Annotated in this window: 15 protein-coding genes; 8 read left to right on the top strand and 7 right to left on the bottom strand. The window is 74.7% G+C overall.

Annotated features, from left to right (window positions below):
* Nucleotides 1-35: 35 nt before the first annotated feature.
* The 3 genes from ACIOC1_RS28600 to ACIOC1_RS28610 all read right to left on the bottom strand — a co-directional run bounded on the left by ACIOC1_RS28600 (nucleotide 36) and on the right by ACIOC1_RS28610 (nucleotide 3,870).
* A complete protein-coding gene (locus tag ACIOC1_RS28600; RefSeq protein WP_401856819.1) occupies nucleotides 36-1,511 on the bottom strand; it encodes a cellulose binding domain-containing protein in 1,476 nt (491 codons plus the stop codon).
* A gap of 257 nt (nucleotides 1,512-1,768) precedes the next feature.
* Nucleotides 1,769-3,136 carry a sensor histidine kinase gene (locus tag ACIOC1_RS28605; protein ID WP_401856821.1) on the bottom strand — a complete coding sequence of 456 codons (1,368 nt, stop codon included), beginning with the start codon at nucleotides 3,134-3,136 and terminating at the stop codon, nucleotides 1,769-1,771.
* Entirely contained in the window at nucleotides 3,133-3,870 is a 738-nt protein-coding gene (locus tag ACIOC1_RS28610; RefSeq protein WP_401856823.1) for a response regulator transcription factor, read from the bottom strand. Before ACIOC1_RS28610 ends, ACIOC1_RS28605 begins: the two co-directional genes overlap by 4 nt.
* A 261-nt stretch (nucleotides 3,871-4,131) precedes the next feature.
* Here ACIOC1_RS28610 and ACIOC1_RS28615 point away from each other — a divergent pair, with 261 nt between their 5' ends.
* The gene (locus tag ACIOC1_RS28615; RefSeq protein WP_355336930.1) at nucleotides 4,132-4,674 is read left to right on the top strand and encodes a hypothetical protein; all 543 of its coding nucleotides are present in this window, start codon (nucleotides 4,132-4,134) and stop codon (nucleotides 4,672-4,674) included.
* A gap of 34 nt (nucleotides 4,675-4,708) precedes the next feature.
* On the opposite strand, the gene ACIOC1_RS28620 is transcribed toward ACIOC1_RS28615, so the two are convergent.
* A complete protein-coding gene (locus ACIOC1_RS28620) occupies nucleotides 4,709-5,578 on the bottom strand; it encodes a spermidine synthase (protein WP_401856825.1) in 870 nt (289 codons plus the stop codon).
* Between the two features lie 85 nt (nucleotides 5,579-5,663).
* Complete coding sequence (locus ACIOC1_RS28625) at nucleotides 5,664-6,131, bottom strand: hypothetical protein (RefSeq protein ID WP_401715727.1); 468 nt, start codon at nucleotides 6,129-6,131, stop codon at nucleotides 5,664-5,666.
* A gap of 219 nt (nucleotides 6,132-6,350) precedes the next feature.
* Here ACIOC1_RS28625 and ACIOC1_RS28630 point away from each other — a divergent pair, with 219 nt between their 5' ends.
* From ACIOC1_RS28630 to ACIOC1_RS28645, 4 genes are all read left to right on the top strand, one after another.
* Entirely contained in the window at nucleotides 6,351-7,721 is a 1,371-nt protein-coding gene (locus ACIOC1_RS28630) for a tetratricopeptide repeat protein (RefSeq protein ID WP_401856827.1), read from the top strand.
* 840 nt (nucleotides 7,722-8,561) lie between these two features.
* Nucleotides 8,562-10,547: a sensor histidine kinase gene (locus tag ACIOC1_RS28635; protein WP_401856829.1), complete on the top strand. Its 1,986-nt coding sequence runs from the start codon at nucleotides 8,562-8,564 to the stop codon at nucleotides 10,545-10,547.
* A complete protein-coding gene (locus ACIOC1_RS28640; RefSeq protein ID WP_391047006.1) occupies nucleotides 10,544-11,188 on the top strand; it encodes a response regulator in 645 nt (214 codons plus the stop codon). Before ACIOC1_RS28635 ends, ACIOC1_RS28640 begins: the two co-directional genes overlap by 4 nt.
* A 224-nt stretch (nucleotides 11,189-11,412) precedes the next feature.
* On the top strand, nucleotides 11,413-12,687 hold the full coding sequence (locus tag ACIOC1_RS28645; protein WP_401856831.1) for an alpha/beta hydrolase: 1,275 nt from the start codon (nucleotides 11,413-11,415) through the stop codon (nucleotides 12,685-12,687).
* Between the two features lie 53 nt (nucleotides 12,688-12,740).
* Here ACIOC1_RS28645 and ACIOC1_RS28650 read toward each other — a convergent pair whose 3' ends face one another.
* A complete protein-coding gene (locus tag ACIOC1_RS28650; protein WP_391047011.1) occupies nucleotides 12,741-13,334 on the bottom strand; it encodes a histidine phosphatase family protein in 594 nt (197 codons plus the stop codon).
* Between the two features lie 63 nt (nucleotides 13,335-13,397).
* Nucleotides 13,398-14,087, bottom strand: coding sequence for a TetR/AcrR family transcriptional regulator (locus tag ACIOC1_RS28655; RefSeq protein WP_355343253.1), 690 nt, complete (start codon nucleotides 14,085-14,087; stop codon nucleotides 13,398-13,400).
* A gap of 325 nt (nucleotides 14,088-14,412) precedes the next feature.
* Here ACIOC1_RS28655 and ACIOC1_RS28660 point away from each other — a divergent pair, with 325 nt between their 5' ends.
* The 3 genes from ACIOC1_RS28660 to ACIOC1_RS28670 are packed head-to-tail and all read left to right on the top strand — an operon-like array spanning nucleotide 14,413 to nucleotide 18,386.
* Complete coding sequence (locus tag ACIOC1_RS28660) at nucleotides 14,413-15,513, top strand: phosphatase PAP2 family protein (protein ID WP_401856834.1); 1,101 nt, start codon at nucleotides 14,413-14,415, stop codon at nucleotides 15,511-15,513.
* Between the two features lie 21 nt (nucleotides 15,514-15,534).
* Nucleotides 15,535-16,737, top strand: a complete 1,203-nt coding sequence (locus tag ACIOC1_RS28665) for a hypothetical protein (RefSeq protein ID WP_401304852.1) — start codon at nucleotides 15,535-15,537, stop codon at nucleotides 16,735-16,737.
* A complete protein-coding gene (locus ACIOC1_RS28670) occupies nucleotides 16,728-18,386 on the top strand; it encodes a hypothetical protein (RefSeq protein WP_401856836.1) in 1,659 nt (552 codons plus the stop codon). The genes ACIOC1_RS28665 and ACIOC1_RS28670 overlap by 10 nt, the downstream gene beginning before the upstream one ends.
* The last annotated feature ends 55 nt before the right edge of the window (nucleotides 18,387-18,441 follow it).

The following is an 18,441-nucleotide window of genomic DNA, read 5'->3' on the forward strand; positions in this document are numbered from 1 at the left end:
GCACGGTTCAGGGGGCGTTCACAGGTGACGTGCCGTCAGCCGGTGTACGCGGCGAACGCCTTGGAGAAGGCGCCCGCGCTCTGCACGATCGAGCTGCACGAGGCGTCGGCCCAGCTCTGCGCGCCGCCCGCGCACTGCTTGTCGCGGGTCGCGGACCACATCGACAGCCACGCCAGGCCCTTGGACTTGGCGAAGGTCACCAACTGCGTGGCGTCCTCGACGGTGAAGATCTCGGTGGCGACGTCGTTGACGCCGATCATCGGCGTCACCGCGATCTTCTTCCACGCGGCGGCGTCGGAGATCCCGAGCACGCTCTTGACCTGCGCCTGCGTGGCGGTCGCGCCGTCGATCGCGTACTGGCCCATGTCGCCGCTGAACGAGGAACCGTAGTCCATCGCCATGATGTTGACGGCGTGGATGTCCACCCCGTTGCTCTTGGCGTTGCTCAGCAGATTGATGCCGTCCTGCGTGAGCCCGGTCGGCATCGCGGGCAGCGTGTACGAGACCTCAAGTCCACTGTGGCTCTTCTGGAGTTGGGCGATGGCCTGCGCGCGGCGGGTGTTGGCGGCGGTGTCCGGCAGCGCGCCGCCCTCCACGTCGAAGTCGACCTTCGTGAGCTTGAACTGGTCGATGGCCTTGCCGTACGCCGCCGCCAGGTCCGACGCCGAGGAGCACGCCGAGGCCAGCTCCGTGCCGTTGGCGCCGCCGAACGATACGCGTACGTCGCCGCCGGCCGCCCGCAGCGCGCCGATCTGCGCGGCCACCGCGTCACCGCCCAGGTCGGTGACGCCGCCCCACTTGGGGACGCAGCCGCCGCCGGACACGAGGAAGGCGAGGTTGAACTCCTTGACGCCGTTGGCCTTCGACGCGGCGACGAGGTCGTACGCCGGGTAGAGGGAGGTGTCGACGTAGGGGGCGAAGCCGCTGGACGCGGTGGTGCCGCCGCCGCCCGAGGTCGGGGTCGGGGTCGGGGTGGGCGTCGGGCTCTGGGTGGGGGTCTGCGTGGGCTTCTGCGTCGGGGTCGCCGTGGGGGTCGCGGTCTGCGTCGGGTGGCCCGTCGGGGTCTGCGTGGGGCCATCGGAGACCGAGCACTTCGCGTTGTTGATCAGGCAGTTGACGGGGTCGCCCGCCGCGCCGGACGCGCTCGTCACGAAGCCGACGTCAACTTTGCCGCCGGGGGCGATCGTGCCGTTCCAGCTCTCCGCGGTGACGGTGACCGTCTGGCCCGACACCTGGTAACTGCCGTTCCACAGCGAGCTGATCTTCGTTCCCGCAGGCAGGTCGAACTTCAGCGTCCAGCCGGTGAGGGCGCTGCTCGCGGAGTTCGTGATCTCGTACTGGCCGGTGTAACCGCCGTCCCACCCGCTGGTCTTGGAGTACACCGCCCCGACCGACGCGGCACTCGCCGATCCCGCCAGTGCGAAGGCGCCTCCGGCTACGGCGGCGACGGCGGTGAGGCCGCCTATCAGTTGGACCTTCCGGCTGGGGCGACGGCGGTGCGTTGTTGCCATGTTCGAGCCTGCCTCTTGGGGGTTGGGGGGAGGGGGACGCGTTGGCACGCTAGCGCGCGGAGAGGGGACAAATTGGCTGGTCCGGGCTGCGGACGGGGTTCTTATGGCGCGCTTAAGGCGGCGCAAGGGAGCCGTTAAAGGTGGGGCCTCATCGCCGGCGGGGCTCGTCGCCCCCAGCCAGCGCGGGGAGGTGCCCCCACAGACGCCGGACGGGCTGAATCCTGGCTTCCGGCACACGCGCCGGGCGCGCTGCGCGCTCAGCGGTGGCGGTTGAGGGGGGTGCCGCGGTGGGTGGGGTGGGGGGTGGAGGTGTGGGGGGAGAGGGCGAGCCAGAGGCGGATCTCGGCGCCGCCGAGGACGCTGCGGCCGACGGCGAGGTCGCCGCCGGTGGATTCGGCGACGCGGCGGACGATGTCGAGACCGAGGCCGGTGGAGCCCTGGCCGCCCGCGCCGTGGCCGCGGCGCAGGGCGGCGGCCGGGTCGGCGACGCCGGGTCCGGCGTCGGAGACGAGGACGATGACGGCGTCGTCGCCGCGGTGGACGTCGACGGCGAAGGCGGTGCCCTCCGGGGTGTGGCGGAAGACGTTGCCGAGCATGGCGTCGAGGGCGGCGGCCAGTTCGGCGCGGGCGACGGGGACCCGTACCGGCCGGTCGGCCCCCGCGGAGCGGACCTCGCGGCCCTCGTCCTCGGCGAGCGCGGACCAGAAGGCCATCCGTTCGCGGATGACCTCGGCGGCGTCGCACCCGGCGGCGCCGGTCGCGGTGTGGGCGCCGCGCTGTTCGCGGGCGGCGCGGATGATCTGGTCGACCTCGCGTTCGAGCTGGGCGACGGCCGCTCGGGTCTGGTCGGCGGCCGGACCTTCGCCGAGGGACGCGGTGTTGAGCCGCAGCACGGTGAGCGGGGTGCGCAGCCGGTGCGATAGATCAGCCGCCAACTCCCTTTCGCTGGCGAGGAGTTCGACCACCTGGTCGGCCATGGCGTTGAACGCGGCGGCGGCGGACCGCAGTTCGCTGGGACCGGCCTCGGGAACCCGTACCGCCAGGTCGCCTTCGCCGAGGCGCTGCGCGGCGCCCGCGAGCCGGGCGGCGGGGCGGACCATGCGGGTGCCGAGCCGGTCGGCGATGGCGACCGAGCCGACGATCAGGCCGATTCCGACGGCGGCCAGCACCAGCCAGGCGGTGGGGACACCGCGGTTGATGTCGTCGTCGGGCACGAACACCTCGACGACCGCGACCGTCCCCGAGCTGACGGCGGTCGGCTGGAGCAGCGCGTATCCGCCGGGGACGCGTACGGTCGCGGCCTCGCCGTACGCCGAGGCGGTGTGCAGCGCGGCGTCGGTGGCGTGCGGGGTGCCGATGCCGACGGCCGGGGACTGCGCGGTGGCCGGTATGCGCAGCGCGATCCGGGACTCGGCGCCCGCCTGGGTGCTGGCGATGGCGCGTTCCAGCTCACCCCGGTCGGTGGTGATGGCCAGGGCGGGGCCGATCGCGGCGGCCTGGCGTTCGGCGTTGGTGAGCGCGCGGTCGCGGGCCAGTTCCTTGACGACCAGGCCGAGCGGTACGGCGAAGGCGATGACGACCATCGCCGTCACCGCCAGGCTCACCTTGATCAGCGCCCATCTCATGACGGCGGCACCGCGGGGGCGGGCGGTATCGCGGTGGGCGGCAGGGTGGCGGGCGGTTCGAGTTTGACGCCGACGCCGCGCAGGGTGTGCAGATAGCGCGGACTGGCCGCGGTCTCGCCGAGCTTGCGGCGCAGCCACGACAGGTGGACGTCGATGGTCTGGTCGTCGCCGTACGACTGCTGCCAGACCTCGGCGAGCAGTTCGCGGCGGGCGACGACGACGCCGGGCCGGGCGGCGAGGAAGGCCAGCAGGTCGAATTCGCGGCGGGTCAGGTCGAGGACGGCGCCGTCCAGGACCGCTTGGCGGCGGCGTACGTCGATGTGCAGGCCGCCGACGTGGATCAGGGCGTCCGCGGTGGGCGCGGCGGACCGGCTGCGGGCGCGCCGCAGGACGGCGGAGAGCCGCGCCGACAGGTGCTCGACGGAGAACGGCTTGATCAGGTAGTCGTCGGCCCCGGCGTTGAGCAGGCGTACGACCTCGGCCTCGTCGTCCCGCGCGGTCGCGATGATCACCGGTACGTCGCTGAGGCCGCGCAGCATCTTCAGCGCCTCGGACCCGTCGAGGTCGGGCAGGCCGAGGTCGAGGATGACCACGTCGAAGCCGACCTGCGCGACCTCCCGCAACGCCTCAAGAGCCGTCCCCACGCTGCGTACCGTGTGGGACGCCTCGGTGAGGTGCCGAATGAGGGCGGACCGCACGAACTGGTCGTCCTCGACCACGAGCACACTTGCCATGCGCCGCAACCTAGCCCATCCGGGGGACCGGGCACCGGCCCGCCCGGCGATCCGAGGTGCGTACGGGGCGCGGCCGGAGGTGCGTAAAGGGGCGCATCGGACGCGCGGCGGGGCGGGCGGCCTCGCGGACGGCGGTGCTTCGGCCAGCCGCTGGGCACGGTGCCGAATCCGGTGTTGAGCCGGACGCTGAGCCGGGCGTTGAGCCGGGCGTTGAGCCGGGCGTTCCGGTACGTGTTCCGGGCGGCGGGCGGGTGCGGCAGTATGGCGCGCGTGCACAGAGGACTGTTCCATGTCGGCGCCTGGGCGCTGGCGACCGCGGCGGCCGTGACCTTGTCGTGGTTCGGCGTGCACTCGGTGCTGCGCACGGCGTACGACCCGCCGCGCGCCCTGCCGATCTCGGACGGGGACCCGCCGGTCGTGTCCTCCACGCACCGCCCGAAGCCGACGCCGCCCGCGACGCCGACCGCCACGCACACCAGGGCGACGGCCCCGCCCCCGGTCACCGGCAAGGCCAAGGTGCCGCCGAAGACGCCGCCGGGCACGCCGAAGGCGACCGCCACGGCGAGCGGCGACACCGGCCATGTGCACAGCTACACCGTGGAGGGCGGCCGGGTCGCCCTCGACCTGGGCCCCGACTCGGCGTCGCTGGTCTCCGCGACGCCCAATCCGGGCTGGCAGATGCAGGTCTGGACGCAGGACGGCTGGCTGCGGGTGACCTTCACCGAGACCTCCGGCAGCGGCTCGTCCTCCGTCTTCTGCACCTGGAACGGCCACGCGCCGACGGTCCAGGCCTTCGAGGACTGACGCCCGGCCCGCCGCTACGGGGCAGGCCGCGGGCTTACGTGAAGACGCCGGGCGGTGGCGCCGGGGAGTCGGCGGCCGTGGCGTCCGTGACGACGGGCGCGCCGCCCGCGAAGTCCGCCAGCTCGCGGCCGTGTTCGACCCGGCCGGGGTGCGGGTCGGTGGCGACCCTGCGGGTCAGTTCGGCGACCGGCAGCGGGTGGTCGGCGGCGTAGAGGATGAGATTGCCGAATCTCTTGCCGCGCAGCACGGCGGGGTCCGCGGCCAGGCAGACCTCGGCGAAGGCGGCCCGTACGGTGGCGATCTGCGCGCGCAGGAAGTCCAGCCGCCCGCCGTCGGCGAGGTTGGCGGCGTAGTGCCCGTCGGGCCGCAGCACCCGGCGGACCTCGGTGAGGAATTCGGCGCTGGTGAGGTGGGCGGGGGTGCGGGCGCCGCCGAAGACGTCGGCGATGACCAGGTCGGCCCAGCCGTCGGGCAGTTTGGCCAGGCCCGCGCGGGCGTCGCCGCCGCGTACCTTGATCCGCCAGCCACGGTCCCAGGGCAGTTCGGCCCGGACCAACTCGACCAGCGCGATGTCCAGTTCCACGACCTGCTGGGTGGAGCGCGGGCGGGTGTGCGCGGTGTAGCGGGCCAGCGTCAGGGCGCCGCCGCCCAGGTGCAGGACCTGCAACGGGCGGCCGGGCGGCGCGGCCAGGTCGATCAGGTGGCCGAGCCTGCGCTGGTAGGAGAAGTCCAGGTGCGCGGGGTCCGCGAGGTCCACATGCGACTGCGGGGCGCCGTCGATCAGCAGCGTCCAGCCGCCGGGGCGCGCCCGGTCGGGCACGAGCGCGGCGAGTCCGCCGCCCACCTGTGCCTCGACCGTGTCCGGGGTACGCGCCCTGCCGCCGCTCTGCCGCTTGCCTGCCATCCCCCGATTATCGGGGACGGCCGGCGGCCGGGCGGGTCAGGGGCGGGGAGGCCGGAGGGGCCGTGCGTGATCCGCTGGACAGGCCCTAGCGGTACCCCGGGGTCGCGTCCGCGGTCCGCAGGACCGACTCGGCCGGGCGGTGGTGGTCCGCGGACGGGCAGAAGCCGTCGGCCAGCTCGATGGTGCGGGCCGCCATGCCGAGGGCCGCGCGCAGTACGGCCGGGTCGGTGACGACCGTGTCGGTGTGCGGCGGCACCAGCCAGCCGGTGTCCTCGACGGGCGGCTCGTCACCGATGACCAGACCGCGGCCGTCGGTGCTGGTACACGAGCTGCCGGGGACGTCCCAGCAGTCCGCGGTGCCGGGCGGGACGAGGAAGCCGAGGCTGTGCCCGGAGTTGTCGTGCAGTACGGGACCGACTCCGCTGCTCAGCCGCAGGATGTCGACCGCTTCCAGACCCTGCCTGGTCGGCACGGTGACCAGGTCGCACGGCGGCGGCAGTTGGCTGCTCTCCGTGCTCGGACCCGACGTGTGTGACCCGCTGGTGTCCAACAAGGCAACTCTCCTCACGCTCACGATGGGATCGGCACCACACCCGTATCAACGCGCCCCGGCGTCAACGGCTACGCGTGAATGACGCCGTAAGGGGTGGCGTTTCATGGCGGATAGCGCGTGAGATATCCGTTTTGTAGGCAAATTGAGTATTTCGCGGGCCCGATTCCCCGGTACGGTCGTCCCCGCCGCCGAGCGGCACCGTCCGTCCGGGAGTCCGTCATGACGTCGTTCCCCCTGCCCCCTCTCCCCCGCGCCACCGGGTCGTCCGCCGCCGCGTCCGCTTCCCCGTACACGCCCAACACCGCCTTCCGTCAGTTGCGCGGCGACCGGTCGCCGGGCGAATTCGCGGCGGCGGTACGGCGCGCCGCCCGCGAGATCGGCGAGCACGTGAGCTGCGACGCGCGGTACATCGGGCGGCTGGAGAGCGGGGAGATCCGCTGCCCCAACTACGCCTACCAGCGGGTCTTCCGCCATCTGTTCCCCGACCTGACCTCGGCGGACATGGGCTTCGCGCCCCGCCGGGCGGTACGGGGCCGCGCCCGCCGCTCCCCCGAGTCCGGCGCCGCCGGTCCGCCCGCCCTCTCCGTCCTGCCCTCCCCCACCGGCCCCACCGGCCCTTCCGGCCCCACGGCTTCCGCCGGCCTTCCCGATCCGACGTACGAGGAGAGCGACGTGCTGCGTCGCGCATTCATGACCGGCGGCTCCGCCGCCCTCGCCAGCACGCTGGTGCCCGCGCAGGGCGGCCGGGACCGAGGCCGTACGACCGGCCGCGCCGGTTCCTCCGAGGTACGCGCCGTCCACGAGTCCGTCCGGCAGATCCGGCTGCACGACGACCGGCACGGCGCCGACGGCCTCTACGACGACGCCGGGGACGCCCTGCGCACGGCCTACCGGCTCCTGGACGAGAGCAGCCACGGGCCCGCCGTCGCCGCCGGGCTCGCCTCCGGCGCCGGTGAACTGGCCATCTCCGTCGGCTGGTTGGCCCACGACTCCGGGCGGCTCACCGAGGCCCGCTCGTACTACGCCGAGGCGCTGGCCACCGCCCGGATGGCCGGGGACTCCGCCCTGGAGGCCCACGCCTTCTGCAACACCGCCTTCCTCGCCCGCGACGCCGGGCGCCCCCGCGAGGCCGTCCGCGCCGCCCAGGCCGCCCAGCTCCTCGCCCGCTTCTTCGGCTCCCCCCGGCTGCTCTCCCTGCTCGCCCTGCGCGAGGCCGGGGGACGCGCCGGGCTCGGCGACCGGCGCGGCTGCGAACTCGCCCTATCCCGCGCCCACTCCCTCTTCGCCTCCGGCCCGCGCGACGCCGACCCCGCCTGGATGACCTTCTTCGGCGAAGCCGAACTCTCCGGCCTCGCCGCCCAGGCATGGTCCGCCCTCGGCGCCCACTCCCGCGCCGCTGCCGCCGCCCGCGAGGCCGTCCGCCTCCAGGACCCGCACTTCACCCGGAACATCGCCCTGTACGAGGCCGAACTCGCCCTCAATCTGGTCGCGTCCGGCCAGCCCGAGGAGGCCCAGGCGGCGCGCTCGCGCGCGCTGCGTCTCCTCGGACAGGTCCGCTCCTCCCGCATCCGCGCGATGCTGGTGGCGTAGCACGCGGCACCTCAGCGGACCCGGTCGTAGACGAGGGACAGCGTCCCGTGCTCGCCCGCCGCCCGCCTGGCCGCTAGCCCTCTTGCCCTTTGTCTTGCCCGCCCGCCCACCCGTGCGGGTGCTTTCGTCGTCTGCGGGTGCCGCTTGTGCCTGGGTCGGTGCCGGTCCGGGGCACCTCCTCGAAATGCGGCTACCTGGCCCCGCGTATCCGGCACCCTTCTTGTCACCGCATTTCTGCGGGGGCACCCCGCCCCGTCCCCTCCCGGTACGTCGGCGTCCGACGGTCGGTGGGGGTGGCCGGGGAGGGTAGGGGGCCTTTTCGGCGAGCCGCCCTGCGCCGGTGCCCCCTCCCGGTGAGTCGGAATGCTCGGGCCCTTCCTCCAAGCGCCCAACGAAGCCCCTGCCCACCCCGCCGGAAGGTCGGGGCGCACAGGGGCCGGGCTCCCACCCACCCCTCCACCACCACCACAGCGGACCGTCAGCCGCCGACGTACCCGGCCCCACCCACCCCCTCCCCGGCCACCCCCGCCGGCAGGCGGACGCCGACGCACCCGAACCCACCCACCCCCCTCCGCCACCCCCACCGGACCGTCGGACGCCGACGGACCGGGAGGGGACGGGCCGGGGTGCCCCCGCAGAAATACGTTGACGGCCGGGTGCCGGATGCGCAAAGGCCAGGTGATACGGATTTCGAGGAGGTACCCCGGACCGGCACCGACCAGGCACAAGCGGCACCCGCAGACGACAACACACCCGCACGGGTGGGCGGGCGGGAAAAGGAAGCAGGACAACGAAGGGCGGAGGCGGGTTCGTTAGGGTGCGGGGAGGGGGTGAGGGGCGGTGGACGGTGGAACCGTCGCAGGAGTCGCCGCGTCCACCGCGGCGCTGCTGACGCTGCACCTGCTCGCCAGCCACCGCACCGCCGGCCTCGCCGCCGCCGCCGCGGCCGGCGCCGTCGCGATGGCCACCGCCACCGCCGCCGCGGCCGGCCTGAGGCCGTGGAACGTCGCGGGCACCGCCCTCGTGGCGGCGGGCGCCGCGGCCGTCGCATGGGCCCTGGGCCGCTCGCGGAAACGCAGGCGCGCCGAGCGCTCGGCCCTGGCCGCGTACCGTACCGGCGCACCCCAGATCCCCCGCTTCGCGGCCCTCGCGGAACGCGACCGGCTCGCGGTCGAGTTGCACGATGTCGCCGCCCAGCGCCTGACGGCAATCGTGGTCTCCGCCGCGGCGGCGCACCGCCTCGCCGACCCCGAGCGCACGGCGGCCGCGCTGCGCCACGCGGGCACCGCCGCCCGCCAGGCGATCGCGGAACTCGACGTCCTCACCGACCACGAGGACGAAAGAGCGGCGGACCTCGACGCCGTCGCGGCCCTCGCCGCCGAGGCCGGCGCCCATTACGAGTGCACCGCCGCGGCGGTCCCCGCGCCGACCGCCGCCCTCGCGTACCGCGTCGTGCGCGAGGCCCTGACCAACGCGGCGCGCTACGCCCGCGGTTCGGCGATCCGTATCGCCGTCGAGGCCGCCCCCGACGTGGTCACGGTCACGGTCGGCGACAGCGGCGGCACGGCGCTCGAACCCCGCCTCGGCACGGGCCACGGCCTGGCCGGTCTGCGGACGACCGTGGCCGCCGCCGGGGGCACGCTCCGTTACGGCCCGGACGGCCCCGGCTGGACGGTGCGGGCCGAACTCCCGGTCGCACAAGCAGCGTCCGGCCGGACACCCGGCGGGACACCCGACCGCCGCCGCCCCCTGTGGCGGGGACCCACCGCGCTCGACTGGGCGCTGGTCGTCCTGGCCGTCGCGCTGTCGCTCGGCGCGAGCCTGCTCTCGGACGACGTGCCCGACTCGTTTCGCGGGCTGCTGCCGAGCGTGTCGGTGGTGGTCCTGTCCGGGCTGCACGCGGTGCCGTTGGGGTGGCGGTCGCGGGCGCCGGGGGCGGGGCTGGTGGCGGTGCTGTCGGCGCTGGTGCTGTGGTGGGGGTGCGACAGGGCCGGGTGGACCCGGCCGCCGGTCAGTGACATTTTCCTGGTCTATTGGTGGGTCGAGCTGACGTTCGTCTTCAGCGCGGGCGCGTATCTGGCGGTGCGGCGCGGGCTGATGGCGCCGGTGGCGGTGGCCGTGACCGGCGGTCTCGCGCTGGCCAGCGCGGACGGCATCACCGGCAGCAGGACGGCGGCCTGGGCGGCGCTGACCGGGCTGCTGGCGGTGCCGTCGTTCGCGCTGTGGTGGCTGGGTCTGGCCGCCGCCCGGCGGCGGGAGCGGCGCGGGGCGGTGGCGGCGCGGGGGCGGGAACGGCTCGAACGGGACGCCGACGCCGCCGTACGCGACCAGCGCCGCCTGATCGCGGCGGGCCTGCTGCGTACCGCCCGGCAATACGCGGCGAATGTGGCGGACGCGGCCGACGCGGGACGGCTCGACACCGTTCTCGACGAGGCGCGCGCGGCCCTGGGCGCGCTCCGCGAACTCCTGCGTGACCTGCGCGGCCGGGACGGCGTGAGCACTCCGCCGCCCACGGTGGCGGGGATCGCCGCGCTGGCGGGCCGGTACGGCGCGACCGTCCGCTACCGGGGGCCGCACCGGGCGGTGACCGTCGTCGTGGGGGTGGCCGCGTACCGGGTCGCGGCGCTGCTGCTCGCCGAGGGCGTGACCCTCACCGTGCTGCGCCTGGACGCGGGTGTCGAACTCACCGCGCCGCCGCCCGGCGGCCCCGGCGCCCTGCGCCGGGTACGGGCGGTGGCCGACGCGGTGGGCGGTACGCTCACCAGGACCGACGACGACGCGGTGCGCGTGTGGCTGCCGGAGGTGTTCCCATCACGATCAGGGTGACGGTCGCCGACGACCAGGCGGTCGTACGCGCGGGCATCGCGGCGATCGTCGACGCGGAGCCCGGCCTGTCGGTCGTCGGCCAGGCCGACGACGGGGAGTCGGCGGTGGCGCTCGCCCTCGAACTGCGCCCGGACGTCGCGCTGATGGACATCAGGATGCCCGGCACCGGCGGTCTGGCCGCCACGGCCCGGATCGTCGCGGGCGCCCCCGCCACCCGTGTCATCGTGCTCACCAGCTTCGACCTCGACGAGTACGTGTTCGCCGCGCTGCGCGCCGGGGCCGTCGGCTTCCTGCTCAAGGACGCCGAGCCGGAACGGGTCGTGGACGCCGTGCGGGTGGTGGCCGGCGGGGCCGCCCTGCTCGACCCCGCGGTGACCGGACGGCTGATCGAGCGGTACGCCGCCGGGCCCGTCCCCGCCGACCCGGCGCGGCTGGCGCGCCTCACCCCGCGCGAGACCGAGGTCCTGCGGCACGTGGCGCGCGGCCTGGCCAACGCCGAGATCGCCGCCGTCCTGGGCATCAGCCCGGCCACCGTCAAGGATCACGTCGCCGTGGTCCTCGGCAAGCTGGGCGTACGCGACCGGGTCCAGGCGACGATCGCCGCGTACGAGACGGGTCTGGTCCGCCCCGGAGCCGGCTGAATCCGCCGCCCGCAGCCCCCGTACAAGACAGGTCTGACCCGCCCCGGAGCCGGCTGAGCCCGCCGCCCCCGCCCCCGTACGAGACAGATCTGAGCCGCCGCGGCCGGTCGGGCCCCCCGCCGCGCGGCGGGGGTCGGGACCCCGCCGACCAGCGGATTTCGCCGAACGCCGGTCGTCCGGGCGCACGACGACCGGGTGACCCGCGCGTACCTAGCCTCGGCGGCATGGCACTGAGACTTCCCCCGCTTCCCCCGCTCGCCCGCCGCATATTCGGCGGCGTCCTCCTCGTCGTCACGGTGGCGCTGACGCCCGTCACCGCGACCGCCGGTTTCTTCGCGGCGGCGTTCGCGACCGCGAACGTCCCGTTGCTCGCCCTGTGCGGCCTGGTGGTCGCCGCGGGGACGGCCGCGGCGCTCGGCCGAGGGGCGTTCGCCCTGCTCGGCAAGGGCGGCCTGCGGGCGACCTGCGTCCTCACCGGCGTCCTGCTCCTCGGCGTCTGCGCGCTCGCCGCCGGTACGGTCTTCCGCCCGATGCCGACCTCCGCCTCGGCCCCGGTCCCGGCGGACGTCAGATTCTGGAATCTGCCGACCGGCTCACGGATCGCCTATGTGCACGCACCCGCCGTCGGCACCCCGAGGCCGACCCCGGTCGTCTTCCTGCACGGCGGCCCCGGCACCCCGTCGGAGGGCATCCCCACCGGCGGCCGGGAGTTGGCCGCGGACGGCTTCGACGTCTACGCGTACGACCAGGTGGGCGCCGGACGCTCCACCCGGCTCTCCGACGTCACCGGGTACACGGTGGCGCGCCAGGTCGCGGACCTCGACGCGATCCGCCGCACGATCGGGGCGGACCGGATCATCGTCGTCGGCCAGTCGTGGGGCGGTTCGCTGGCCGCCCAGTACCTGCTGGCGCACGGCACGCACGTCGCCAAGGCCGTGTTCACCTCGCCCGGCGCGCTGTGGGGCCACGAATTCCCCGGCTCCGCGGCGGGGGACCCCTGGGACCACCTGACACCGGCCCAGCGGGCGGCCCGTGACCGGCTGGACAGCAAGCCGCGGCTGATCGCCGCCAGTCTGCTGCTCCAGATCAACGCGCGCGCCGCGCACGCCCTGGTGGGCGACGGCGAACTCGACCACTGGATGCACGAGGTGGCCCTGCTCGGCAAGGACACCACCTCCTGCGCGGACGCCGCGGCCTCGGAGGCGCACGCCAACCCCCAGGGCTTCTACAGCAACCAGATGACCGTCAAGGACTTCGAGCAGCTCCCCGACCCGCGCCCGAGGCTGCGCGCGATCCGCGTTCCGTCCCTGGTCATGCGGGGAAGCTGCGACTTCATCAAGCCCGCCGTGACCGAGGAGTACCGGCAGACCCTCCCGGACTCCCGCCTCGTGCGCGTCAAGGACGCGGGCCACGCCATCTCCCACGACCAGCCCGCCCTCTACACCGCCCTCCTGCGGTCCTTCCTCCTGGACCGCCCCCTGCCGACGCCCGCCTCCTGAGCCGAGGACGCGGAGGGGACGGCGCGGGGACGGTGCGGGGCGCGGTCAGGGCCTCACGCCAAGTGACCGGTGTCGTTCCAGCGCTCGATCGCCGGGGCGCCGTAGGCCCAGCCGAGGATGGACAGGGAGGCGGGGTCGAGGCGGAGGGCGCCGGCGAAGGACGGGGCGAGGTCGAGCCAGCGGGCCCCGAGGACGCGCAGGAAGTGCCCGTGGGCGAAGACGAGGACGTCGCGCTCGGCGGACCGCGCCCAGGAGACGACCTGGTCGGCGCGCGCGGCGACCTCGGCCAGCGCCTCGCCGCCCGGCACGCCGTCGCGCCAGATGGTGAAGCCGGGCCGCAGGTCCTGGAGCTGGGCGGGCGTCAGGCCCTCGTAGTCGCCGTAGTCCCACTCGACCAGCGCGTCCCACTCCTTGGCGGCGCCGCCGAAACCGGTGAGGTCACAGGTCTCGGCGGCCCGCAGCAGCGGACTCGTGCGGACCTCGACGTCGGGAAGTCCGTTCCAGGGCCCGCGCGCGAGCCGCTCCCCGAGGATCCGGGCGGTGCGCCGCCCCTCCTCGGTGAGGGGGATGTCGGTACGGCCGGTGTGCCGCCCGGACAGGGACCATTCCGTCTGGCCGTGTCTGACCAGAAGAATGCGCGGAGCCATGCGGCGGTGCCTTTCCTAGGAAACGGGCCCCCATCATCGCTCACGGCCCCGCCGTCCCCGCCCTCAGAGCCCCTGGCCGCCGCCGAGCAGACCCTCCAGCAGCCCTTCGAGGCCGAATTCGTACTGCGCGGACCCCTGGTCCTGGGCGCAGAGGAGTTCGGGCGCGAGGCTGACGAGGGCGGGGTAGACGTCGGGCGGCAGGGCGTCGATCTTGGCGCGGACCCGGTCGCGTACCCCGTCCTCGCACAGGGCGCGGGCCCGCCGGGTGTTCCACAGGGCGGAGCCGACGGTGTACTGCATCAGGGCCACGTGCGCGTGGGCCGCGTCGGCGCGGCCGAGCCCGGCGCGCCTGAGCAGGTCGAGCATGCGGTCGATGACGGCTATGGCGTCGTCGCCGCGCAGCGGCCTGATGGTGAGGAGCTGGAGCGCGGAGGGGTGCTCGGTGAAGAGCCCGTAGACGCCGCGGCAGACCTCCCGCAGCTCACCTCGCGGGTCGCCCGTGCCGGTGGGCGGAAGCTCTATCGTGTCCATCAGACGCTGTGCCACGGCGTCGCTGATCTCGTCCTTGCCCCGGAAGTGGGAGTAGACCGCCATGGTGCCGACGCCGAGTTCCTGGGCGAGCGCGCGCATGGTGAACGCCTCGGCGCCCTCGCGGTCGAGGAGGGTGATCGCGGCGTCGAGGATACGGTCGGGGTTGAGCGAGTTGCGGGGAGCGCGGCGCCGTGGGGAGCGGACCGGCTGGGTGACGGACATCCGATTCTCTTGTTTCTCGTACTCAGTCGTACTTCAGTCGTACAACAGTCACGCTGGGGTGCCTCGTGCGACGGGGTACGCCGAGGCCGGAACGTCGCCAACACGTCGAGGAATACGCCGAGGAAGGCAACCCGGAGAGCGGACCGGGCGTCCTCGACTGCACATACCCCTGCTACGGAACGTTGAACACCGTACGATGTCGGAGTTTCTTCCGTAGTTCTGGGCCGGTGTACGTGGCGTTTAGCGTACGTCGTACGGTAGAGGGTACGCGCCAAGACCATGACCGCCCGCCCGCGGCCTTCGGAGAACCTGGAGAGACGCCCGCATGACGATCACCGCCACCGCGCCGCGCGCCGCCGCCTACCGGGGGAAGCTGCGCTGGTGGACCGAGCTGCCGCTCATCGCGGTGATTTACGCGCTCTACTCCGGCGCCCGCCTGCTGGTCAGGGGGGATGTGGACGACGCCGTCGAACACGGCGCGGACATCCTGCACTTCGAGCAGCTCCTGCACATCGATCCGGAGCGCTGGTTCAACAAGCTCTTCACGCAGCACGCCTTCCTGGGCGTGCCCGCGGACTTCGCGTACGCGTCGCTGCACTATGTGGTGACGCCGAGCATCCTGATCTGGCTGTGGCGCCGCCGCCCGACGCACTACCGGGTGGCGCGCACGTGGCTGATGATCTCGACGCTGATCGGTCTGGTCGGCTTCACCGTGGCGCCCACCGCGCCGCCGCGGCTGATCGGCGGCGGGCACGGCTTCATCGACACGATGGCGCAGTACGGCTCCTACGGCTGGTGGGGCACCGACGCGAGCGCGCCGCGCGGTATGGGACATCTCACCAACCAGTACGCGGCGATGCCCAGCCTCCACGTGGGCTGGTCGCTGTGGTGCGGGATCATCCTGTGGCGCTACGGGCGGAACAGGGTGGTGCGCACCCTGGGCGTGCTCTACCCGGTGACGACGGCGTGTGTCGTGATGGGCACCGCCAACCACTATCTGCTGGACGCGGTGGCCGGTGTCGCCGTGATGGGCCTGGGCTATCTGCTGGCGAAGCCCGCGCTGCGGGTCGCCGACCGGCTGCTGGCGCGCGTGAAGGAAGCCCTGGGCAGGCAGACGGCCGAGGAGACGGAACCGGTGTCCGGTGCGTCGTCCGCGGTGGTCGCCGCGCACGTCGCCAATACGGCGCAGGTCTCCAATACCGCGCAGGTCTCCAACGGCACGCACGTGTCCAACGGCACGCAGGTGTCCAACGGCGCGCATGCCACGGGTGTCAGCGGTGTCGCCGCGAGCATTCCGGCGCCCGGTGGCGGCGCCTCCGTACCGAAGCCGCGGACCGTGTCCGTACCGCCCGGCGCGGACGGGCCGGACGACGCCGACGACCCGCGTGCGGCGGGCGAACACGCCGGACAGAGCCGGATGTCGTAGCCGAGTGCCACACTTTCGCGGGTGAGCACTACGCACCACCACCACTCGCTGCGGGAACGGCTGGCCGCGCTGCGCGGCCCCGACACCGCGCCACGGCCGCTCGACGCACGGGCGCTGGCCGCGCTGGCCGCCAACCCCGGCTGCCGCCGCCGCGCGCTGCTGGACGCCGCCGGGGTCGACAAGGGCGCGGTCGCCGAAGTGCTGGGCGCGCCCGCCCGGTTCGGCCAGTCCCGCTTCGCCTTCTCGCGCGGCCACGCCTTCGAGGCCCGCGTCAAACGGGACGGCTGCGCCGAGTTGCTGCGGCTGCTGGGCGCGGCGGAGACGGCGGCGGGGATTCCGGAGTCCGCCGAGGTCCCCGATCTGTCGGCGGCGGGGCCCGAGGGCCGGGCGGCCCGTACGCGGCTGGCGCTCGCCGAGGCACCGGCCGGTTCCTGGACGCTGCTCGACCATCCGCTGCTGGCCCTCGAGGTCGCGGGGTCGCTGGCGTATCTGGAGCCGGACGCGGTGGCGGTGCGGCCCGACGGGTCCTGGACGGTGGTGGAGATCAAGTCCTTCCCGATCCTGGACGGCGGCGCGGACGCGCTGAAGGTCGGCGCGGCGGCCCGGCAGTCCGCGGTGTACGTGCTCGCGCTCGACGAGGTGGCGGCCGGCCGGACCCGGCCCGACGTCCTGCTGGTCTGCCCGAAGGACTTCTCGAATCTGCCGACCGCCGAGTGGGTCGACGTCCGCAAGCAGCTCTCGGTCACCCGGCGGCAGTTGGCCCGGCTGACCCGGATCGAGGAGATCGCGGCGGCCCTCCCCGAGGGCACCACCTTCGACCTGCGGTACGGCGCGGACGGCAGTACGCCGACCCGCCCGCGGATCGACCTGACCGCCGCCGTGGACGCGGTGCCCGCCGCGTACGCGCCCGAGTGCCTGTCGACCTGCGAGCTGGCGTACCACTGCCGTGACCGGTCCCGGGCGGACGGCTGCGTGGAGTCGCTCGGCCGCAGTCTGCGCGGCGAGCTGGGCACCCTGACGACGGTGGAGGCGGTGCTGTCGGCCGCGCACGGTGAGGCCGGTGACCCGGCCGACCCGGCGGTGGCGGCCCTGCGCAGGGCGGCGGCCCTGCGGGCCGAGGCGCTGTCCGCCCGGGAAGAGGCACCCGCGCTGCCCGCCCAGGCGGCCGTACGGGACCAGGCACCGGACGACGCCGCCGTACGGGACGGTGCCGCATGTCGTTGATGAACACGCTCGCGCGGGCCGAGGCCGTCGCGACGGGCCGGGCCGTGCCCGCGGCGACCGTACGCCACCGGCACCTGGCCGAACGGCCGCTGGTGCTGGTGCCGTTGACGACGGCCGGTGAGGCGGGCGCGCCGCTGGGCGCGATGGTGGGCACGGACCGGGCGGCGCCCGAGCTGCTGGTGGTGCCGCAGCCGCTGGACCGGGAGCTGCGCTTCGGCTTCTTCGCCGGACTCGCGGGCGCCGTACTGCCGTTGATGGACGCGTACGCGGACGACGTCGAGGTGGAGCCCGCGACCCGCAACCGCGTGGGGGCACCTCCCAGCCGCCGGGCTGGGGGAGAGTCGGAGGTCTGCGCGGACGCGCCGCAGATCGTGGTGCCGAACAGCGCGGCGCTGGAGTACGTCCGCCTGCTCGGCCGGTCCACGCGCTTCCTGCGGACGGTCGAGGACCCGGACGCGCCGCACCCCGTCCCGGTGCCGGTGCCGCTGCTCGGCCGCTGGCTGACGCATTACGGGGAGCGGGCGCGTACGCCGGGCAGCGCGCTGCTGGTGGCCATGACGGAGCTGCTGACCCGGCACTGGGCGACCGGGCAGAGCTCGATGGAGGACCAGCACCTGGGCGGCCTGCTCGGCTGGATCGACCCGCCGGACGGGCTGGACGGGGCGGTCGCCGCCGAGCGCGCGCAGACCGACCGCGCCGCCGACGGGCTGCTGCTGAGCCCGCCCGCGGGTCCCGCGACCGACCCGGTCTTCGACAACCGTGTGCTGGCCCCCGCGATGGCCCGCTACGACGCGGCGCGTACGGCGGCGGAGGCGGACCCGGCCGGGGCCGCCGCGGAGCTGGCCGCGGCCGAGGCGGAGGTACGGCGGCTGGTCGGCTCCCAGCTCCGGCCGACCTGGGACGACGTGTGGCGCGGCCTCGACCTGCTGCGGGCGCTGCCCGAGGGCGCGCATGTGGCCGACCGGTGGAAGCGCGACCGCTGGTCGTTCACCGGGCACCGCGACCGGCTGCGCGCGGGTGAGCCGCCGCAGCCCAAGCGGGACGGCGCCATCGCCGCCGCGCAGAAGCTCGCGGGCCGCGAGACGGCCCAGGCGCGGGTCTCCGCGCAGGAGGCGCTGGACGACCCCCTGACGATGGCGGCCAGGCGGCTGGCGGGCGAGGCGTTCGCGGGCGAGGTGATCGGCGTCGAGATGACGTACTCCGAGGGCAAGCGGCCCATGCCCCGCCCCCTCCTGACCATCCGCACCCACGACCTCCCCCAGGCCGAGCCCGGCACCAAGGCGTACCGCTCCGTGCCGGGCGCCAAGTCCGCGCAGAGCGCCGAAGTGGTCTCGGTGGCCCCGGACGGCAGCGGCGCCACCGCGCCGGACGGCGGTCCTGCGACCGGGCCGGAAGGCCGGTTCGTGGTGGTGGTGCGGCTCACCGGGGGGATGGGGAGCGGGCGGACGCCGAAGGAGGGGTCGGTGCCGGGGGCCGGTGACCGGGTGGACTTCACCTTCTTCGAGCACGATCCGCGCGGCGGCCCCGGGCTGCCGGAGCCGGAGCAGACACCGTGGACGCACGGCGGCCCGCCCGACGCCGGGACGCCGCCCGGCACACCGCCGACCGCTGACCCGCCCGACCCCGTGACCGCGGAGGACTACCTGTGACGCAGCCCGTGCGAGCCGACGGCCCGGACACGGACGGACACGTACCGGAGAGGTG

Origin of the sequence: Streptomyces sp. NPDC088197 (genome assembly GCF_044741185.1) — a bacterium.
Classification (GTDB): Bacteria; Actinomycetota; Actinomycetes; order Streptomycetales; family Streptomycetaceae; genus Actinacidiphila.